Annotated in this window: 11 protein-coding genes; 3 read left to right on the forward strand and 8 right to left on the reverse strand. The window is 39.9% G+C overall.

Annotated elements, in window-relative coordinates; translation table 11 throughout:
- Positions 1-158: 158 nt before the first annotated feature.
- From IPM71_02215 to IPM71_02250, 8 genes are read right to left on the reverse strand one after another with little or no spacing between them, the layout of a single operon-like run.
- Positions 159-545, reverse strand: coding sequence for a hypothetical protein (locus IPM71_02215; protein QQS51561.1), 387 nt, complete (start codon positions 543-545; stop codon positions 159-161).
- A 32-nt stretch (positions 546-577) separates the two neighbouring features.
- On the reverse strand, positions 578-1,693 hold the full coding sequence (locus IPM71_02220; GenBank protein ID QQS51562.1) for an ABC transporter permease: 1,116 nt from the start codon (positions 1,691-1,693) through the stop codon (positions 578-580).
- Positions 1,694-1,719: 26 nt separating this feature from the next.
- Complete coding sequence (locus tag IPM71_02225; protein QQS51563.1) at positions 1,720-2,823, reverse strand: ABC transporter permease; 1,104 nt, start codon at positions 2,821-2,823, stop codon at positions 1,720-1,722.
- The gene (locus IPM71_02230; GenBank protein ID QQS51564.1) at positions 2,820-3,551 is read right to left on the reverse strand and encodes an ABC transporter ATP-binding protein; all 732 of its coding nucleotides are present in this window, start codon (positions 3,549-3,551) and stop codon (positions 2,820-2,822) included. Before IPM71_02230 ends, IPM71_02225 begins: the two co-directional genes overlap by 4 nt.
- An 11-nt stretch (positions 3,552-3,562) precedes the next feature.
- Positions 3,563-4,483 carry an ABC transporter ATP-binding protein gene (locus IPM71_02235; protein ID QQS51565.1) on the reverse strand — a complete coding sequence of 307 codons (921 nt, stop codon included), beginning with the start codon at positions 4,481-4,483 and terminating at the stop codon, positions 3,563-3,565.
- Positions 4,480-5,406, reverse strand: a complete 927-nt coding sequence (locus IPM71_02240; protein QQS51566.1) for an efflux RND transporter periplasmic adaptor subunit — start codon at positions 5,404-5,406, stop codon at positions 4,480-4,482. Before IPM71_02240 ends, IPM71_02235 begins: the two co-directional genes overlap by 4 nt.
- A gap of 12 nt (positions 5,407-5,418) precedes the next feature.
- The gene (locus IPM71_02245) at positions 5,419-6,798 is read right to left on the reverse strand and encodes a TolC family protein (GenBank protein ID QQS51567.1); all 1,380 of its coding nucleotides are present in this window, start codon (positions 6,796-6,798) and stop codon (positions 5,419-5,421) included.
- Positions 6,799-6,802: 4 nt separating this feature from the next.
- Positions 6,803-7,411 carry a TetR/AcrR family transcriptional regulator gene (locus tag IPM71_02250; GenBank protein QQS51568.1) on the reverse strand — a complete coding sequence of 203 codons (609 nt, stop codon included), beginning with the start codon at positions 7,409-7,411 and terminating at the stop codon, positions 6,803-6,805.
- An 815-nt stretch (positions 7,412-8,226) separates the two neighbouring features.
- On the opposite strand from IPM71_02250, the gene IPM71_02255 reads away from it, so the two are divergent.
- The 3 genes from IPM71_02255 to IPM71_02265 all read left to right on the forward strand — a co-directional run bounded on the left by IPM71_02255 (position 8,227) and on the right by IPM71_02265 (position 16,351).
- Positions 8,227-9,288, forward strand: a complete 1,062-nt coding sequence (locus IPM71_02255; protein ID QQS51569.1) for a hypothetical protein — start codon at positions 8,227-8,229, stop codon at positions 9,286-9,288.
- 2 nt (positions 9,289-9,290) lie between these two features.
- Positions 9,291-9,716: a T9SS type A sorting domain-containing protein gene (locus IPM71_02260; GenBank protein ID QQS51570.1), complete on the forward strand. Its 426-nt coding sequence runs from the start codon at positions 9,291-9,293 to the stop codon at positions 9,714-9,716.
- A 92-nt stretch (positions 9,717-9,808) separates the two neighbouring features.
- A complete protein-coding gene (locus IPM71_02265; protein QQS51571.1) occupies positions 9,809-16,351 on the forward strand; it encodes a VCBS repeat-containing protein in 6,543 nt (2,180 codons plus the stop codon).
- The last annotated feature ends 179 nt before the right edge of the window (positions 16,352-16,530 follow it).

Consider the following 16,530-nt stretch of genomic DNA (forward strand, 5'->3'; position numbering starts at 1 on the left):
CCCCTAAAGGGGATGACCCCGCGCTTTTCCCACAAAGGAGGTAAAAAGCGTCTGTTAGCAAATAACGAACAAATGCTTGAAATTAATAATAATACAAGCTTATTCTATCGTACTGGTATGATAATGCCAATTTAATCTAAAAAAACCTGCCAGGCGGACTAAATAATTGTCCCTGACTCAAATTGTTGTTTGAAATAAAGTCGTGTAAGCACTTTCTTCAGCTCTCTCTTTAAAATTAACTCGGTAATTACTTCTGCCAGCGCTTTATCGGGCATAGATTCGGCTGCATTTCTGATAACTTTTTCTGGAATATCAATCTGATAAAGGATAGAAAGCAGTTTGGTGTTATGCCGGTCGAGCAACACAGACACTTCGTTTACCAGCTGATGAAACAAATGGAAATAGGCATACTGAATATCTTCGGGAAATTCAATCTGGAGGCCAAACAGAGAAAAGTCTTTTATAACCTGAAGAGCTGTTTGCCGGATGATTTCTTCGTTGTCGTAATAATTTCGAAGGTCGCTGTCTTGAAGTGCCAGGTTCATGGCACGAATATAGGAATTCTGCAAATCAATTGCTAACTCACCTTACGGTATCGCCAGATGGCCAAAGCATTGACCAAAAGTCCGTACAACAACATCTGAAATATTTCAGCTTTTATGTCTGTAAGACTTGAACCCTTTAACAAAACCATGCGAATTACCTTGATAAAATACGCAAGCGGATTGAACCAATTAATTACCTGACCCCAGCGCGGCATGTTATCTGGCGAAGTAAACAGACCACTCATAAGCACAAACACCATTACAAAAAAGAAAGAAATAAAAAGCACCTGCTGTTGCGTATTCGAAACAGTAGAAATAAACAATCCAATACCAAGCACTGCAATAAGGTAAACCGTTGCAAACACAAACAAGGTAATCAGGCTGCCTTCGAAAGGAACATGGTACAGCACTTTTGCCAGAATCAGGCCAAATACCAAATCGGCAAGGCCGATAATTAAAAACGGTATCATCTTGCCTGCAATAAACTGGTATTTTTGTATGGGCGAAACATTGATCTGTTCGATTGTGCCGGTTTCTTTCTCGCGCACCAGGTTCATTCCAGCCATAAACCAGCCAATGGCAGTAATCAGTATCACCAATATGCCCGGGGCCATGTATATCTTGTAGTCAAGAAGTGGGTTGTACCAAAAGTTAGTAGAAACCTGAATGGAAGAGGCTGACGGAATATTTGGACCCATCATTTCAACCACAAGCTCCTTGTTATAATCTGCTACAATGGCTCTGCAATAGGCCAAAGACAATTCGGCCGCCATGCCGTTTACAGCATCAATAAGCAATTGCACTTCGCCAGTTTGCAGGTTCTGAAATTTCTCCTCGAATCCGGAAGGTATTACCATTGCCACATCGTATTTGCTTCTTTTAATCGACTCATCGATTTCACTTTGGCTAAGGGGAAGTACATCTATTCTGAAAAACCTGCTGGCAGAAAACTTCCGGATCAACTCAATGGAGGTCTCGCTCCCATCGCGATCGACAATCAGCATCTGCACCTCTTTTATTTCGAAAGTAGCTGCATACACCAGAATAATCATCTGAATGAGAGGCATCAATAAAATAGCCCTGCCCATGAATTTGTCGCGGGCTATCTGTATGAATTCTTTTTGTATGAGGTAAAGTATGGTTCGCATAATAATTTTCTATTAAGTCGAATGCACTATTCAAGCCTGATTTTAAAATTTCTGACGCTAATAATAATAAATGCACTCAGCATAAGGATCATTACCAGTAGGTATTTATAGATATAGCCTAACCCAAGACCCTTTAACATCACCGATTTAAGTGCCAACAGAAACCAGCGGGGGGGCATGAAAATAGACAAAACCTGCAAGGCTTTGGGCATATTTTCTATCGGAAAGATAAAACCCGATAGCAACACTGTGGGAAGCATTAGTGCAATAAGTGAAATAATCATGGCTACCTGCTGTGTTTTCGCAATGGTCGATATCATTACCCCCAGGCTTAAAGCAAGCAGAATAAAAAGAATACAAGTGAAAGCAAGCAGGATAAGACTTCCGTTGATGGGTACTTTAAATACAAAATAGCCAATAAGCAATATGGCAATCATGTTTGCCACCGACAAGGCTAAATAAGGTGTAAGTTTACCCAATATAATCTGTATGGGTCGCAGGGGCGATACCAGCAATACTTCCATAGTGCCTGACTCTTTCTCTCGTGTAATGGAAATACTGGTCATGAGCGCAGAAATGAGCATGAGGATAAGTGCCATGGTGCCAGGCACGAAAAGGTAAGCCGATCGCAATTGTTCGTTATAAACCATTCTGAATTCCGTTTTTATCACTCCTACTCCCTTTGCATGGTTCCTTTCTTCGATAAAATCGTAGATGACGCTGCGCGAATAGGCATCGAGCAAAGAGGCCATATTCGGGTCGCTGGCATCGGCAATAATCTGAAGAGGTGCTACACCATCGCGTATTAATTGCCGTTCAAAATCAGGCAAGAAAATAATAACTTCCTTAATGCTTCCCTTTTGGAACTCCGTTTCGATGTCGTGTGTATTGTTCAGGTATTTTTCGATGGTAAAGTAACCGGTTGCACGCAATTTGTTGGCAATTTCCTTTGTCATCGAATCTTTTGATAAATCGAGAATAGCAATGCGGGCATTTTTTATTTCGGTAGATATCACATATCCGAAAAGGAGTAATTGAATAACCGGAATGGCAAATAAAACAATCATGGTGCGCGGATCGCGCAACAGATGCCTGAACTCTTTTATTACAAAAGCTATAAACCGGTTCATTGCCTCACAATGTTTAAAAACAAATCGAAAATATTATCTACTTCGTATTTTTTCTTTAGGGCCTTGGGAGTATCAAGTGCCATTATCCGCCCATTATCCATAATCGAAATCCGATGGCAATACTCAGCTTCATCGAGGTAATGAGTTGTTACAAACACCGTGGTACCCTCTTCTGAGGTCTTTTGTATCAACTCCCAGAAATTTCGACGCGCAATAGGATCCACTCCACTGGTTGGTTCGTCGAGAAATACGATTGCCGGCTGGTGAAAAGTAGCCACAGCAAAGGCCAGCTTTTGTTTCCACCCTAACGGAAGTGAAGAGATTAAATGGTTTTGCTGACCTGATAATCCAACATTCTCCAGCGACTGTTGCATACGAGAAGCTATTTCTGAACGCGATACCCTGTAAATACCCGCATAAAACCTGAAATTTTCAGCCACCGTTAAATCTTCGTAAAGCGAAAACTTTTGCGACATGTAACCAATGTTTCTTTTTATTTCTTCCGTTTGGGTGTAAACATCGAAACCTGCCACTTGTACACGACCAGTACTTGGCGCAAGCAAACCACAAAAAACCTTAATGGCTGTGGTCTTTCCTGCACCATTAGCACCCAGAAACCCAAATATTTCTCCTTTATAAACCTCGAAACTAAGATTTTCATTGGCCACAAAGTTGCCAAACCTTTTGTACATGTTCGCCACCGATATTACTGTTTGCTTTTCGCTCATGGTTAAATTATTTAAGCAGAAACGATTTTTTGTTGCGACATAAGGTCTATAAAAATATCTTCTATCTGCACTTGTGCAGGTTGAATCACAATATTTTCATGGCCTTGCTCCTTGAGGAAGCTTTCTAATTCAGCCTTATCAAATCCATCGGCATTAGGGGTATAATGCACATCGCTGCCAAAGGGAATTGCTGCTGCCTGGCTATTAAAACGGCGCAAATCGGCCAGCAATTGATAAGGTTGATTGGATTGAACCGAAAAAATAATGCGGGGATAAGCAGTTTTAATTCCATCGGGTGTATTGATGGCCATTAGCCTGCCTGCTTGTATCAGCGCAATGCGGCTGCACAATTCGGCCTCAACCATATAAGGTGTCGACACGATGATGGTAATATCGTTTTTTATTAACGATTTGAGTAAATCCCAGAATTCTTTCCGCGAAACCGCATCGACACCGGTGGTAGGTTCGTCCAGAATCAGCAACTTTGGCCTGTGGATAAGGGCGCAGGACAAGGCCAGTTTTTGTTTCATTCCACCAGATAATTTACCAGCCAGCCTGTCGCGAAAGGGTTCTATTTGTTCATACACCTCTTTTATTAGGTCGAAATTTTTCTTCACTGAAGTGCCGTACACCGTTGCAAAAAACTCCAGATTCTCGGCTACCGATAAGTCGGTATACAAAGAGAATCGTCCGGGCATGTAACCGGTAAAAGAACGTATCTGCCGGTAATCTTTGTTTACATCGCATCCAAAAACCTTTGCCGTGCCTTTATCGGGTAAAAGCAACGAAGCAAGAATCCTGAAAAGTGTGCTTTTCCCAGCACCATCAGGTCCAATAAGACCAAACAATTCTCCGGGCATCACCTCCAGGTTTATGTCGCTGAGTGCAGCAACCGGACCGAAACTTTTACTGACCTGATGTAGCGAAATCATTTATTCATATTTTGATTGTGCGGGAACAGATACACCTCGCCTGGCATGTTGATTTTTATGCCCCCATCATTCTTCACCCTTATCTTGATGGCATAAACCAGGTTCTGCCTTTCGTGGCGTGTTTGTATATTTTTAGGCGTAAATTCTGCGTTGGGAGATACCCAGGATACAATGCCTGGGTAAAAAATCAAATCGTCGTCGGGCCCGTCAATAGCCACTTGAATTTCGTTGCCGATAACAACCTGACTTAATTGGTTGCCCGACACATACGCTTTTATTTCGAGCTCATCGAGGTTGGCAATTTTAAGCAATGCCTTGCCCGTAATGGCTATTTCACCGGCTTCGGCATATTTGGAGAGTACCGTACCTGCTATCGGGCTTTTTATAATTGATCGTGAAATTAAATCGTTCACCTGTTCAATGGCTGCATCCAAAGCCATCATTTCTGCATCGACGTTTGATAAATTGGATTGCGTAAGCAAAACCTGCTTCTGAACCAGGTTAATTTGTCCTTCCACCTCATCGAGCTGTCTGGCTGTTGCCGCCTTGTCGTTCAGCAGGTTTTTAATTCTTTTATGTTCGATATCCATTGTAGCCAATTGCTGCTTATACACTTCGACCTGGGCATGTATGGTGGCCTTTTGAGAGTGGGCCGCAAACCGTTTAGCCATCAGTTCCTTTTTCTTAAGGCTATACTGCAGGGTATCTACAATGGCTAAAATGGAACCTGGCTGGCAGGTGTCTCCTTCTTTTATCGCGAACATGATTAAACGCCCTTGTGTTTCGGCAGAAACAATCACCTCCTGGCTTTCGAAATTGCCATAAGCATCGGGAGTATTATTCTTGCCATTACATCCAGCAACTAAGAAAAGTATAAGCAAGATGTATAGGATTGGATAGGCAATGGCTGTAGCAGATTTCATAAATTTCATTTTTTAATTAATTGATGGGATTCCGTAATAATATGCAAGCATGGCCTGTGCTTCTATTAATTTAATCTGATGCTGCTCGAGCACAAATCTGGCATGTAACTCCTCGTTCAGGTCGCGCAGGTAATCGGCCGGAGTAATGGTTCCGTGCTGCAGCATAGAGGCACTGGTATTGCGAATATTTTCCTTGTACTTCACAATCTCTTCATCACTTTTAAGCATTGTCCTCAGGCTTTCAATTTCCTGCATGCACACTTTCAATGCAAGATTGATATTCCGCTCAAAATCCTGCTCCGCAATATCGATTCTGCTTTTCTGAATCGTTAGAAGCTGCTTTTCTTTTTTTGCCTGGTTCCAATCGAACAGGTTCCAGCCTAACTTCACTCCCACGATATAATAATAGTCCGATGCATTTTCGAACATATTCAAACCGGGATAACTATAACCTGTCTGACCAAAAGCATTCAAACGGGGTAGATATTGCCGGTCGTACAGCTTACTGGCCGCGTCGAAATAATTACGACGTTCGTCAAACAAACTATATTCTAAACGGTTAAGGCTATCGGGCACATCGAGGCTATCGGGAAGCACAATTTCCAGCTCACTCCCACTCAAGCCAACGAGCATGCCCAGGCTTTCTTTTAACCTGACCAAGGAAAGATTGGTCTCAATCAGTTGCTGACCTGCAGTAAGACGCTCGGCAGCAAGACGACCTGACTCGCTTTCGGTAAAGAACCCCTGCTGTACACCCGATTGAAGGTTATGCTCCTGTTGGTTTAACACCTCAATTTTTAATTCAAGAATGCGAATTGACTTTTGAAGCAGTGCGACACCAAAAAAATACTTATTGACCAGTTCGTTTAGCTGGTAAATAGCCAACTCACTCTCAAGGTCCTGAATGGATGCTTGTATGGCTTTTATATCTTTTTGAAGGCTAACCATGGAGCCATCGTAAATCTTCTGGTCGATGATAACTCCTGCATTGTATTGAAACAAATCAAGTTCGAAAGGTTCCACACCCGGAATCGGAAAAGCCACCCGAACAGCTTCGCTTTGGTAGCTGGCAGATCCGTATGCCTTTAGAGTTGGCATGTTTGTACTTTCGAGTTTATTCGTACCCACTTTAAGCTCTTCAGCATTCAAAGCCAGTAGTTTGATCTGAGGGGCATTGGCCCTTGTGAGCCGATAGCAATCCTGAAGCTCTAAGGGTTGAGCCTGCGCAAATATTGGTAGTAAAAAAAACGAAAAAAGAAATTTACCGATTATTACACCTGTAATTTTCCTTTGAGAAACCTTTTTTCCGAAAAGACCTTTGCAAGGTTTAAAAAAATGATCCTCAATTGTGATTAGAGGACATTGTTCTGCGTTTACTATTGTTTGTTTCATTACTTTATTTTTTTAATGCGGCAAGCACAAATGCACTAATCACTTTTTTTCGTTCGGCCAAAATATCGGTATAACTAATACCCATGTTTTCCTTAAGCACTGGCGCAATCATGGGGCTTACTGCATAGGGCAATACAAGCATTCCCATAATATTTAAAAGCAGATGAGCAGGATTAATAGGATTTATCTTCCCCTCACCCACTTCGCGCTGAATCTGTGCAAAGAAATTAATCATGGCCGGCAAAACTCCTTTCTCGAAAAAGGCTTTTATGCGCGAAGGATTCTGGCTCATTTCGTTGAGCACAAAAACCGGCAGGTAAGGGTTGGCCGACAAAGCCTCGGAATATTTGTCGATAAAACTATCCAGCTTTTCCAGAATAGGAATATCACTGGAAAGCACTTCGCTGATCCCTGTCGCGAGATTCTTCAAAACCTCTTCGAATATGCGCTCGAAGAGCTTCTCTTTACTTCGGAAATAATAATGAAGAAGTGCTTTGTTGATACCTGCCTCGTCGGCAATTTCCTGCATACGCGCACCTGATAAACCCTTACGGATAAAGACAGTGCGGGCTGCTAGTAAAATTTTTTCTTCCGTTTCAGAAAAATTAACCATATCATTTAACTGTTTGGTCAAATGTAGTGCAGATAATTATATTATCCAAATGATTTATCCATTTGGTTAAAATAATTTTATTGAAAATAGAACAGAAGTTCCCAAAACTAACAATAGCGCGCGTTTAGCTTGCGTAACGCGTGCAAATAAAAAGGTTGCTTCCCCCAACTGCCATATGTATATGATTTGTGGCCTTTCTTTGAAAAATTCGAAAGTTTTCCTATTGGCAAGGCCCCGATTGCAAATCGGCGCTAGTGGGGCTAATCGGGCATTAATTGCCCCTGGGTTACTCACTCCGTTCGTGAAAACGCTGCGCTAAGTTAAGCCAGGGGCAATTAAACACTCTTCACTAGCGCGCGTTTAGCTTGCGTAACGCGTGCTAACAAATATGTTGCTGACCCACTTGTAAATTTTTAATGCTTAGCTGTTTGTGCAATTCTACAATGAAATCAAGCCATACACGCACAAAAAATAATTTAGAAAGATTTCAAATTGCAGCTGTATATTGAAAATTATCATGGAATTTTATACTCTTGCACACAGAGAATATACAACAGTATCTGACCCTTAAGTGCTCTATTTTGGTAAAAAACACAGGTTATTTGCGGATTTGCCCTTACCGCATGCAGGTTAGAGAAATATGGTGGTGGTTTTTTACCGATTGCTGTTTTTAAGTTGATTGCATAGACCATTCTTTTGCCGAAAAGCAGGTAGATGAGCGATAAAAATAATTTTCGATTGCTTTGAAAAAGGCATAGAGAGTAAAAATTTGTATACTCATTAAACCTAAAAAATAAACCTTAGAAATATACATTATGAAAAAGTTATTTGCACTTACAACTTTATTGGCAGCACTTGTTTTCAATCTACACGCACAAACCTGGGGAGGTTCAACCACCAGCACAGGAAATGCTTACAGATCTGGTAATGTAGGTGTTGGAGAGATAACCAATCCAACCTATCCTTTCGTGGTTGTGCATCCTACATTTTCAATTCCAGCCCCTGGCACAAACTACAAAATTGCTAGTCATATCGATAACTTTAATACCTATAAAATACCCTCAGGTATGACTGATCTTGGTTACAGAATGGGAATGAACATAAATACCTTTGTGAAAAATTCTGATTTTCTAGGAACTTTAAGCCAACAAATTGGTTTAAGAATCCAATTCGGTTCCTTTACCGGAGCAGGGGCTGGTACCATTACCAATGTGTATGGTTTGTACCTCGACGGACTTACAGGTGGTAGTGCTACCATGACAAACAGGTATGCAATTTACCAAACAGGATCAACCTTCAGGAATTATTTCCAGGGGTACATTGGCATAAATACTATTGCACCAAGCAATCAACTTCACGTAAAGGATGGCAATGGTATTAAAATACAGGCCACCAATGCACAAATGGAACTTTCTGATGCAGTTGGAACCCTAAAACTAAGAATGGACAATACCGGAAACCTTCAGATTACCAATAGCTCAAACGCTTCACTCTATCACTTCGGAAAAGATGGTAAAATGGGCATAGGCACGATTAAACCCACAGCCACTCTTACTGTCAATGGAGATATTTTGGCAGAACGCATAGATGTGATTGGCACTGTGCCAGCTTCCGACTTCGTTTTCGAAGAAGACTACAATCTCCGCAGCCTTACCGAATTAGAGGCCTTCGTGAAAGAAAACAAACACTTGCCCGAGGTACCCAGCGCTGCCGAGTTTAAAGAAAACGGCTATAGCGTGGGCGAAATGGACGATATCCTGCTGCGCAAGGTAGAAGAACTTACCCTTTACATTATCGAGCAGCAAAAATTGTTTGAAGCACAACAAGCGCTTATTGAACAGTTACAGCAGAAGGTTGAAACTTTAGAGGTAAAATAATCATGAAACAAGTTTTATTGTTAATTGCTCTGTTTGCCATGCAATACAGTGTATATTCCCAGTCTGTCGCGTTTACCTACGACCAGGCCGGAAACCGCACTTCGCGCACCATTGTTACCCCACCCTTAAAATCAGCAGAGGAGTTTTCCGAAACCCCGGTTGAATATTCCCTGGATAAGGACTACAAACTAATGGTTTTTCCGAATCCAACTTCGGGCATTTTAAATTTTGAGATAGAGAATTTGGGCAGTACGACAAATTTCATAATAACTGCAAGAGTTTATACAATTAACGGCAGTCTGATTCTTGATGAAGAGTTTTTTACAAATGCATTTACATTAGATATCTCCAAAGAGCAGAATGGAATATACTTGCTTGATATATTGGTAAATGATGATAAAAAACAATTCACAATCATTAAAAAGTAAAAAATGTAATTAGGGTTTGATTGTTTATGAAGCTGTAAAACAATTGAATTTCTGTTTGTTACTGCATCGATAATTCTAAAAACTAATCGAAAATGTTTAAAAATATAAATATACTTCTCTGTATAGTCGCTCTGGTTTTAATTAATAGAGAAGCTAAAACTCAGATTCCAGTAGCATGTGATGGAATAACAGTAAATTACAGTGAAAAACTAAATACTAAATGCGACTCAGTTAAAGCCCGCGATGCGATTACCTTGAGCCTAGGAACATACGAATATCCTTTTTCTGCGATTGTGGATGAAGGATTAATTTTTAATACTACCTACCTGGCAGATCAGCCGCCAGCAACAAGAACTCTGGATCTTACAAAAGCAGTAGGATCTCTCCCAGGAAATTTTGGGGTAAATTCTGTTGGTGCGGCTACTTATACTATTCCGATTGAGGTCCCACCGGGTACTGCTGGAATGCAACCCAGTATTTCATTGTCCTACAATAGTATGGCCGGAAATGGAATTATGGGCATAGGTTGGAATATTGGCGGGGTGTCGACAATTTCCCGTGTTGGGCAGGACAGGTTTAATGAAGGCGATATAACAGCAGTTAATTATGTAACGGACAGACTTGAACTTGATGGCCAACGATTGATTTTAAGTAATGGAACCTGGTTTGCAACAAATTCGGAATATAAAACCCAAAATGAATCTTTCCAGCGGATAAAATATACAGGCAGCGGGTTTGAAGTAGAAACTTCCGACGGCTATAAAAGGTATTATGGTGAAACAACCGAAGCACGATTCAAAAAAAGCAGTACCGAAATTTTAAAATGGTACCTAACCAGGGTTGTTGACCAATTTGGGAATACAATAAATTATCACTATAAAACCACTTCTGGCAGCAATACAGTTCTTCTCGATAGAATTGAATATACAAAAACAAGCTCTTTCGATGCCTTTAATAAAATACAGTTTGTTTACGAGAATTCTCGTAGCGACTACATGATGAAATATAGTTCCGGCATTAAAACCGAGGAGGATAATATTCTTCGGCGCATATCGGTGTATTCGCATGGCGATAAAGTTCGGGATTATGCTTTCAATTATTTTATTAATAGCAACAGCGAATCGTATTTATCAACGGTGGAACTTACCGGCCAAAATGATGAAAAAATAAACAGCACTCAAATTAATTGGATAACCCGTCCAACTACTAGTTTTAGTACAAGCGAGACTATAATTAATGAAAATAGCTATAACCTTAACGATATTAGTTATCCCAATACCATAGATGGTTTGATTTCAATCCATAATCTGAAAAATCTTCTTTTTTATTATACTGTTTTAGATGCCGATGGCGATGGCAAGAGCGATGTTTTAGAAATGCCTACAATAAAGAATAGCATAAAGAATTTGAGTCTTAAATACAACGGACTAGCTAATTCCTATTCAAGTGCCCTACCTGCTAATTATAAAGGTGCTGTACCCATCGATTATAATGGCGATGGTAAGGAGGAACTACTTTTTCATAAAGGTGTCAAATCTACTTTTATGAATGGTTTTACTTTAAATTCATCACAAACATATTGCGGTGCCGATTCAATAGCCTTTAGCGATTTGCAGTTTCAGATAATGAAATTTGAAAATAATGCCTTAATCCCCATTTCAACATCCAATAATTATGGAATTACCGGACTTTTAAATCGCCCCTATAGCTTTATTCAAGGAGATTTTGATGGCAATGGGTTGACAGATCTTTTGTTTATAAGCAAAGATTCTGTTTCAATGCCTTACCAATTGTATCTGGCAGAGGTAGTTTCTGGAAATATTTCCTTTGTGAAGCGAAGTGAGGGTACTTTTGCCATGACTGGTAACTTAAGTGCTGTTGATTACAACGGGGACGGCAAGCAGGATTTAGTTTGCAGCGATTCTATTGGTATCAAAATAAATTACGTCAATAAAATTGCCGGACAGAGTGGCTATGCATTTGGCAGCTGGAATACAATTAAAACTTATAATCAAGGAATATTTAATCTTTCTTTCGGAGACCTTAATGGCGATGGGAAAGTTGATATTCTGAATAATAGTAAAAGAACTATTTTTTATGCAACAGGTGTAGATAACCCGATTGCTGAAGAAAAATGGATTGATAATACCATGTACAATATTGGACCTGATTTTAATGGAGATGGGAAAAACGAACTGTTAATAGAGGCTAAAATTGGAATTAACAGCCACCAACTAACTACATATTATAATACAGGGCAACCTTCAAACCATATTCAACAATTAGATAATGATTTCCTAATTTCTCAATTGCTATATGGCGATTTCAATGGCGATGGCATTACCGAAAAGTTATATTATTATCTGGGGGTAAGGCAAACTGCCACCTATAATTATCCACATATTCTTCAGATTTTAAAAATCACCCCTATTGTCGTTGAACGATTGGACCTTTTAATGGGCTCTGTACTGGATGGTTTTAACCGAAAAACCGAAGTAAGCTATTCGTTTACTACGTCCCCGGATGTATATGCCAATAACGAAACACAAGTTATTACATCACCAGTACGAACTATTAATCCAAAACTTATTGTGGTAAAAGATGTTAAAAGCGATAACGGATTGAATGGACAAACTCTTGTAAGCCATTTTTACGAAAATGCCAGAATACATATCGATGGCAAAGGTTTTCTGGGTTTTGGCAAGACAACTATTACCAACCAGGCTACCGGTTTGGTTGCAACCAGCTTAATGGCTTATGATAATACTTTTTATGAGCCTGTGCCAAAATCGTCGCTATTGACTACCACAGGTACAACGCCTACAAAAATATCGGGTTCTTTTTCTGCATATAAAGTATATTCATACGGTACAAACGGGCAGAAACATTACCTTATATACCCCGATACCACTTCCAGTTGGGACTACTTAAAAATGTTTAAGGTGAAAAGTACTTATACATACACAGCTAGCGATTTTCAACATGGTAACTGGAGCAATGCCAATATTAGTTATTATAATGTAGCTTCTGCTCCTCAGCTTGAAGCAGCTGTTTCTGTAGTAAATACTTATGAAACCTTTAATAGTGGAAAATATTACCGCTTGAAATCAACCCTATCGACCAAACAACGCCCCGGAGAATCGGATAGTAAGGCTAAAAATGTATTTGAATTTATCAATGCAAACAGCAGCAGGGTAAGTAAACAATTCATTTATTATTTTACAAATGCAGGTGTCGAAGATACCGATGTTGATACTATTTCCTATACCTACAGCACCCAGGGTAATGTTACCGGACAAACATATCAGTTGGGCAATATTCAAAGAACGGCTAGTTCTGCTTTTGATACCAAAGGCCGTTTTACAACTTCTGTAACCAATGCAATTGGGCATACTTACAATATTGTAATAAACGATAATGGACAGATAATAAGTCAGCAGGAACCCAATGGGAATACAGTTTCCAATGCCTACAACGGATTAGGGCAAATTATACAAATTAACAATATCGATGAGTCGGACCAGACCATTACTACAGCATGGGTTACTACATCCGATGCCGATGCTCCTGCATATTCAGTTTATTATACTCTTGTTAGCACAACGGCAAGACCCTACATAAAAACATATTACGATGCTCTTGGGCATGCATTGCGCACAGTAAGTGAGGCACAAAACAACAAACTTGTTTTTGTCGATGCTGTGTATAATAATAAAGGACAACAGGTACAGGTTTCTCTTCCGTACTTTAAAGGTGAAACCATACATTGGAATTATACAACTTATTACAACGATGGCAGGTTGGCAACACAATATACCGATAACAACATTAAAAAAGTTACCTTCTCATACAATAAAAACAAAATAACACAGACCCTGAACAACACATCTCAGGTATATACCAAAACTTACGATGCTGTTGGAAACCTTATTCAAGCAACCGATCCAAACGGAACAATCAATTATACTTATTTTGCTTCTGGCAATCTTAAGCAGGTAAGTGCCCCACAGAGTGTGATCACAACCGAATACGATAAATACGGATCGCAGAAAAAACTTATCGACCCCAGTTTAGGTACCACCGAATATGAATTTAACGCATATGGCGAAAGTGTTTATCAGAAAGATGCAAAGGGCAACTGGTTCCGTATTACAAAACAAGATAAATTAGGTCGCCCACTTACACAAACTTCTTCCGATGGTAGCACAATAAACTATACATACGATACCGATTTTAAAGGGGCATTGTGTAAAGTAAGCCATTCTAATGGTACGGTTTCAGAGTATATACACGATACCTACGGACGCACCACCTCGCAAAAAGAAACCATTGAGGGGCAACAATACATTACTGGCTATGAATATAACGCGTATAGCAATCTTAAAAAGCTTACCTATCCTTCGAACTTTGCTGTTAGCTATGCATACGATACCAAGGGATATCTTACAACTATTAACCGTACTGACAACAGTGCACAGCTTTGGGCCGCCGGTGATGTAAATGCTCTTGGGCAATGGAATAACTTCGTTCTCGGTTCGAACATTAGTAGGCAGTTAACTTACGATACCTGGGGTATGCCTGCTACCATAGTAACCGGTAGTGTTCAAAGCCTACAATACTCCTTTAATGCCGAAACTGGTAATTTAACTTACCGAAAAGATGTGTTGAAAAATCTTCAGGAAAATTTCACCTACGACAATAACAAGTTAACTTCGTGGAACATTGGGGCAAATACCTATTCGGTTTCGTATTTAACCGATGGCACAGGCCGAATGAACACCAAAACCGATGCCGGTACTTATGTGTATAGTAACACCCCGGCGGTGCACCAGGTAACTGGCTTAAACAATAACCCCGGCACCTATACCAATGCAAGCTGTAACATTAATTATACAGCATTCAATAAAATCGACTCAATATACGAAGCCTCGAGTTACAGCTTAAAGTACAAATATGCTGCCGATAACCAGCGTAGGGTAAGCCGTTTGTACAATAGCAGCAATATTAAAATTAAGGAAACAGTTTATGTGCCAGGTGGCTATGAGATTGAGAAAATAGGTGCCACAACCCGCACCATGCATTACATACCACTTGGTGGCTCTTGCTGGGCATTGTTTGTAAAAAACAGCAGCGGCCAGGATACTTTGTATTACTTATTAACCGATCATCTAGGCTCGGTTAACGTAATTACCAATTCTACCGGAACAAAACTAAAGGAATACAGCTTCGATCCATGGGGCAGGCGCCGTAACCCAACAGACTGGACATACACAGCTGTACCCGGCACATCCATAACAAGCCGAGGTTTTACCATGCACGAACACATGGATGAATTTAAACTCATAAACATGAATGGCCGTGCCTACGACCCGGTAATGGGGCAGTTCCTCAGCGCCGATCCATTTGTTCAAAACCCTTTAGCGGCACTTAATTATAACCGTTATTCGTATTGTTGGAATAATCCGCTGAATGCAGTTGATCCTTCGGGCTACATAGTATATAATCCACGTTGGTTTAGGCGGCCACGTCTAAACCTTGATAGTGACGGAAGGTCAGGTTCTCTTGGTTATGAATATAGAGATGGCGGATATTATGACAATGCAACTGGGGAGAGTGTAAGCTTTGAGACAGCAGTTAACGGAAATTTAGCATTGTATGGAGGAGAATTTAGAGCACCAACAAAAAACGAATTATCTTATATATTTCCTGATGCTGCTATTGCTGTATTTCAAGGTCCAGAAGGTGGAGGAATATACTTAAACACACCTGGCCAAGCAAGCTGGATAAAAATAGGAACAAATAATAATGGAGCTTATACTATTAATTTTGGAATTGCCCAATCTGGAGGGGATGGTAACTGGTTTACTGATAACCTTGGAAACTTCTCCACTGGAGCTGGAATAATAAGTGAAGGGGCTAGGATTTATGACAATTACAAAATTGCTTCTAAATATGATTTTTTTATGTTTGATGGAAGAAAGATTTATAGCTTGAAGAACTTAGGACCCCAAGTTAAAGTCGTTCCCTCAAAAGTACCTGGTGCTTCCGGATTAGTTGGGTATGGTTTCACCTTAGCATCCATTGGGTATAGTGGATATAGTATTAGTCAAGCAAACTATAGTGCCAACCCAACAGAGGCAGTAGTTAAAGGCGTGTCAGATATTATATTTGATATACCCTCACTTTTTCTACCAGGAATATATGGTACTGCATGGAGTGCTATTACTCCTGTATTGAAAACTGCTAGAGATAATGGGGCGGCAAATTTCCAACAATATAATGTGCCCTATCAGTATTACCATATGGTTGGCGGTTTAGGGCCATCCGATAGTACTCTCAAAGAAAATATAGAGCCATTAGAGAATACTCTTGATAAGATACAGCATATTAATGGATATACTTACACATGGAAAGAGGATGCAGCCAAGAAGCCTGATATTGGTTTAGTTGCTCAAGATCTCGAAAAAGTATTTCCTGAAATGGTTGTTGATGACACAGTAGCAGGCCATAAAAAAGTTTATTATTACAAACTTATTCCGGTATTATTGGAAGCTATTAAGGAACAAAATGAACTAATTTTGCTACAGCAAGAAAGGATTACTAAACTAGAAGAGAGTATCTTAATAGAAGAATAGAAAGGTATTTTCAATTAGTCAAAGATATGCTGTTTATAATTATGGACAGCATATTTTTATATACAAAAAAGAGGGCTAAGTAAAGGGATAACAATTAAAACTGCTGTAAACACATAATCTGGAAACGCTATAATGTCTTCTTCCTCCGGAGTTAAATAGATACCTCTGGCATGCAGGAT

The organism is Bacteroidota bacterium (genome assembly GCA_016699695.1).
GTDB lineage: Bacteria > Bacteroidota > Bacteroidia > Bacteroidales > UBA10428 > UBA10428.

What these genes read in the sequence shown, in the direction of transcription:
- IPM71_02250 (QQS51568.1), bottom strand. Translation starts at nt 7,411, where the DNA reads ATGGTTAATTTTTCTGAAACGGAAGAAAAAATTTTACTAGCAGCCCGC.
- IPM71_02230 (QQS51564.1), bottom strand. Translation starts at nt 3,551, where the DNA reads ATGAGCGAAAAGCAAACAGTAATATCGGTGGCGAACATGTACAAAAGG.
- IPM71_02255 (QQS51569.1), top strand. Translation starts at nt 8,227, where the DNA reads ATGAAAAAGTTATTTGCACTTACAACTTTATTGGCAGCACTTGTTTTC.
- IPM71_02240 (QQS51566.1), bottom strand. Translation starts at nt 5,406, where the DNA reads ATGAAATCTGCTACAGCCATTGCCTATCCAATCCTATACATCTTGCTT.
- IPM71_02225 (QQS51563.1), bottom strand. Translation starts at nt 2,823, where the DNA reads ATGAACCGGTTTATAGCTTTTGTAATAAAAGAGTTCAGGCATCTGTTG.
- IPM71_02235 (QQS51565.1), bottom strand. Translation starts at nt 4,483, where the DNA reads ATGATTTCGCTACATCAGGTCAGTAAAAGTTTCGGTCCGGTTGCTGCA.
- IPM71_02260 (QQS51570.1), top strand. Translation starts at nt 9,291, where the DNA reads ATGAAACAAGTTTTATTGTTAATTGCTCTGTTTGCCATGCAATACAGT.
- IPM71_02215 (QQS51561.1), bottom strand. Translation starts at nt 545, where the DNA reads ATGAACCTGGCACTTCAAGACAGCGACCTTCGAAATTATTACGACAAC.
- IPM71_02245 (QQS51567.1), bottom strand. Translation starts at nt 6,798, where the DNA reads ATGAAACAAACAATAGTAAACGCAGAACAATGTCCTCTAATCACAATT.
- IPM71_02220 (QQS51562.1), bottom strand. Translation starts at nt 1,693, where the DNA reads ATGCGAACCATACTTTACCTCATACAAAAAGAATTCATACAGATAGCC.
- IPM71_02265 (QQS51571.1), top strand. Translation starts at nt 9,809, where the DNA reads ATGTTTAAAAATATAAATATACTTCTCTGTATAGTCGCTCTGGTTTTA.